This is a genomic window from Paraburkholderia sp. (assembly GCF_035948235.1).
Taxonomy (GTDB): domain Bacteria; phylum Pseudomonadota; class Gammaproteobacteria; order Burkholderiales; family Burkholderiaceae; genus Paraburkholderia.
Window position 1 is genome coordinate 1 of sequence record NZ_DASZJJ010000037.1, and the last position, 3,991, is coordinate 3,991.

Genomic DNA, 3,991 nt, shown 5'->3' on the forward strand with positions numbered 1-3,991 from the left:
GCGGGCGAGGTGTAGTTTTCCGACGCGATCAGTTCGATGTGATCTTCCTGACGGCGGTTCTCGAGTTCGATCGCGGCGAACAGTTCGGGATCGACTTTGGCGATGGTGCTTTCGGCTCTATCAAACATACGGGTTCCGTTAAGTGTGTTCAGGTTGACCGGGTCTCGCGCGGAACGCGTAGCGGGTACGCGGCGCTGCTGGCGAAGAGGCCAGCCTTGACGTGGCGGAAGAAGGTGCCGCACACGCGAGGCAGGACAGCCCGTGCAGCGCTATGGAAAGCGCGCGGATCTCGGCTGCCCAGGCGAACGGCAAAACGGCACCCTGCGCTTCACGGTGGGTCGTTCCACCTTGAGTTCCCGATCGAGCCGCGCTTTGCGCAGCTTGCCGGGCAATTGTTACAACCGCAATTCCAGCCGCAGTCGCCGCATCGCCCCTTCAGGAACCCTATCGCCAGTCACGCAGGGATTGAGCGCGTTAGTGTATTGGATGCGACCATATTAGGCAACCGGACCTCCTTCGCGCCCCCTGAGCCACGACTGGCGCGGCTTGCGCGGGTATTGCCGCTTCCTTGCCGCAGCGCGGCATTGGAAGTAGGCTTTCCCCTTTCCTCGCCTTCTACCGACCAGGGAGCCACCATGATTGTCTTCGTCACCGGCGCATCAGCAGGATTTGGCGCCGCCATCGCCCGAGCCTTTGTGAAGGGCGGCCACCGCGTGGTCGCCACCGCGCGCCGCAAGGACCGCCTCGATGCCCTCGCCGCGGAGCTGGGTGACGCGCTGCTGCCGTTCGAACTGGACGTGCGCGACCGCGCCGCCGTCGAGGCCGCGCCGGCCGCATTGGCCAACCTCGCCGCTGAATTCGCCAACATCGACGTGCTGGTCAACAACGCGGGCCTGGCGCTGGGCGTCGAACCGGCCCAGAAAGCCGATCTCGACGAGTGGGAAACCATGATCGAGACCAACTGCACGGGTCTGGTGCAGGTCACCCACGCGTTCCTGCCGGGCATGGTCGATCGCAACCGTGGCCACATCTTCAATCTGGGATCGGTGGCGGGCCGCTGGCCGTACGCGGGCGGCAACGTTTACGGCGCAACCAAGGCCTTCGTGCGCCAGTTCAGCCTGAACCTGCGCGCCGACCTCGCCGGTACCGCGCTGCGCGTGACGGATATCGAACCAGGCCTGTGCGGCGGCACCGAATTCTCGAACGTGCGCTATCGCGGCGACGACTCCAAGGCCGCCAACGTCTACAAGGACGTCGAGCCGCTCACGGCCGAAGACATCGCCGATTCCATCTACTGGATCGCCACGCGTCCCGCGCACGTCAACATCAATACGATCGAGCTGATGCCGGTCGCCCAAAGCTTCGCTGGACTGACCATTCATCGCGGCTGAAAGCTTTCTAAATCCTTTCTTAGCTCAGTCGTCCGAACGGCGTAGCGGCCGCGCGTTCCGGTAGAATGCGCGGCATGGAAAGAACCACCAGCAAGCCGGATACGGCCCCAACACAGGCCGCGGAAGGTTTTACATGGCCGGTCCGCGTCTACTACGAAGACACCGACGCCGGCGGCATCGTGTTCTACGCGAACTACCTGAAGTTCTTCGAGCGCGCGCGCACCGAATGGCTGCGCGCGTGCGGCGTCGATCAGCGCAGGCTCGCGGAAGAATCAGGCACGCTTTTCGTGGTGCGCAGCACGGCGCTCGACTACCGCTCACCTGCCCGGCTCGACGATGTCGTGACGGTCGTGAGCCGCCTCGACAAGCTTGGCCGGGCCTCCGTGGACTTCATGCAGGAAGCCTGGCGCGGTGAAACGCTGCTGGCGACGGGCAAGATTCGCGTCGCCTGCGTCGACGGCGCCGCGATGCGTCCGGCCGCCATTCCAGGCCCCGTTTTCGATGCTTTGGAACGCGGCATGAAGAAAGTCTTACCCACTGTGTCAACGACAACTTAACTATTGCCGTTGATACGACGCCAGTGAACTCGCGTCGGTCATTGCAGGACCAAGCTGGGTTCGGCCGCAGCTGTGCGAAGCCTTGCCGTTTGCCTTCGGGAAGCTTTGCATTGTCTTGCAGCCGCTCGCCCCTCCCGGGACGTTACACCGAACCTCTATGAACACTACACAAGATCTGTCGATCATTTCTCTCGTTCTTAATGCGAGCATACTGGCACAGGCGGTGATGGGACTGCTCCTGTTGCTTTCCCTGATTTCCTGGACCTTCATCTTCCGCAAGTGGTTTGCCATCCGCCGCGCGCGCAGGCAGACCGAGCGCTTCGAGCGCGACTTCTGGTCGGGCGGCGACCTGCAGGCGCTGTATCAAAGCGCAGCCAACAACCGTCACACGATCGGCGCGCTCGAGCGTATCTTCGAGTCGGGCATGCGTGAATTCCTCAAGGCCAAAGAGAAGCGTCTGAACGATCCGAGCCTCGTGCTCGACGGCGCCCGCCGCGCGATGCGCGCAGCGTTCCAGCGCGAAATGGATGCGCTCGAAGCGAACCTCTCGTTCCTCGCCTCGGTTGGCTCGGTCAGTCCGTACATCGGTCTGTTCGGCACGGTCTGGGGGATCATGAATGCGTTCCGCGGTCTGGCCAACGTGCAGCAGGCGACGCTTGCGAACGTCGCGCCCGGCATCGCCGAAGCGCTGACGGCTACCGCCATCGGTCTGTTCGCCGCAATCCCGGCCGTCGTCGCTTACAACAGCTACGCGCACGACATCGACCGTCTGGCAATCCGCTTCGAAACCTTCATCGAAGAGTTTTCGAACATCCTGCAGCGTCAGGCCCACTAATCTTCAAAGGAGTCGAAGATGGCAGGCTCAATGCGTTCGAGCATGCGAGGCAGCCGCTCGCGCCGTGCGATGGCCGACATCAATGTCGTGCCGTACATCGACGTGATGCTGGTGCTGCTCGTGATCTTTATGGTGACCGCGCCGCTCGTGGCGCCGTCCATCGTCAATCTGCCGACTGTCGGCGGTGCGTCGCAGCAGCAGCAGGTGCCGCCCGTGGTGGTGAACATTCGCCCGGACGGCAATCTGAGCGTACGCTACAAGGATGATGCAGGCGCCACCCAGCAGGAAACCATGTCGCGCGCCGATCTCAACAGCTTTGTCGCCGACCGCGAGCAGAGCCATCCCGACCAGCCGGTCGTGATCGCCGCCGACAAGGCCGTCAAGTACGAGACGGTGATGAACGTGATGTCCGATATGAAGGCGCACGGCGTCAAACGTGTCGGACTGCTCGTCAAATCGCAATGATCCGGAAGAACGAATCGTATCCGCTGCAGCCACCGCGCGAGCGCGGCACGGGACGTGCTATAGCGCTCGCCGTGGTCATGCACGTGCTGCTCGGCTTCTTCCTCTACCACGGCATCCACTGGCAGAACAGCACGCCGGCGGGCGAGGAAGCGGAGCTGTGGACCGAGGTCCCGGACCTGTCCACGCCCAAGCCCTTGCCGCCGCCCGTGCCGGTGCCGGTGCAGCCCGCCCCGCCGCCGCAGCCGACGGAAGACGCCGACATCGCGCTGCAACAGCAAAAGCGTAAGCAGCAGGAAGCGGCGCGCGAGGCGCAACTGGCCGAACAGCAGCGTGTGAAGCAGCAGCAGGAAGCCGAAGCGAAGCGTCAGCAGCAGCTGGCTGCCCAGCAGGCGGCGCAACTGGCCGCGCAGCAGAAGCAGGCGAAGCTCAAGCAACAGCAGCAGGAGCAGCAGGAGCAGCAGCAAGCCGCTGAAAAGCTCAAGCAGCAACAGCAGCAGCAGGACGCGCTCAAGAAGCAGCAGGAAGAAGAACAGCAGCAGAAGCAGGCGAAGCTCGACGCCCAGAAGAAGGCCGACGCCGACAAGGCCGCCAAGGCCAAGGCGCAAGCCGACGCCAAGGCCAAGGCGCAGGCACAGGCCGACGCACAGGCGAAGAAGATGGACGCTGAACGGCGCGCGCGCATCGCGCAGATGCAAGGTTCGATGGGCGGCGGCGAAGGCTCCAGCGGTAATGGTCTGGCGAAG

The 3,991-nt window shown here is 63.7% G+C and carries 5 protein-coding genes, 1 pseudogene and 1 riboswitch; of the genes and pseudogenes, 5 read left to right on the forward strand and 1 reads right to left on the reverse strand.

The features are described from left to right. Positions 1-128, reverse strand: a pseudogene (glyA, locus tag VG320_RS02395) (serine hydroxymethyltransferase); the annotation flags it as partial. A 160-nt stretch (positions 129-288) separates the two neighbouring features. Beyond that, a riboswitch (ZMP/ZTP riboswitch) is annotated at positions 289-468 on the reverse strand. A 167-nt stretch (positions 469-635) separates the two neighbouring features. Here glyA and ydfG point away from each other — a divergent pair. The 5 genes from ydfG to tolA form a co-directional block, all read left to right on the forward strand. Then, on the forward strand, positions 636-1,391 hold the full coding sequence (gene ydfG / locus VG320_RS02400) for a bifunctional NADP-dependent 3-hydroxy acid dehydrogenase/3-hydroxypropionate dehydrogenase YdfG (RefSeq protein ID WP_327198571.1): 756 nt from the start codon (positions 636-638) through the stop codon (positions 1,389-1,391). A 65-nt stretch (positions 1,392-1,456) separates the two neighbouring features. Then, entirely contained in the window at positions 1,457-1,948 is a 492-nt protein-coding gene (ybgC, locus tag VG320_RS02405; RefSeq protein ID WP_327198572.1) for a tol-pal system-associated acyl-CoA thioesterase, read from the forward strand. A 157-nt stretch (positions 1,949-2,105) separates the two neighbouring features. Beyond that, positions 2,106-2,783: a protein TolQ gene (gene tolQ, locus VG320_RS02410; protein ID WP_027817805.1), complete on the forward strand. Its 678-nt coding sequence runs from the start codon at positions 2,106-2,108 to the stop codon at positions 2,781-2,783. Positions 2,784-2,801: 18 nt separating this feature from the next. Continuing rightward, positions 2,802-3,248: a protein TolR gene (gene tolR, locus VG320_RS02415; RefSeq protein ID WP_327198573.1), complete on the forward strand. Its 447-nt coding sequence runs from the start codon at positions 2,802-2,804 to the stop codon at positions 3,246-3,248. Continuing rightward, positions 3,245-3,991 (forward strand): cell envelope integrity protein TolA (gene tolA / locus VG320_RS02420; RefSeq protein WP_327198574.1); only part of this gene is annotated, 747 nt, incomplete at its 3' end. The genes tolR and tolA, both read left to right, overlap by 4 nt.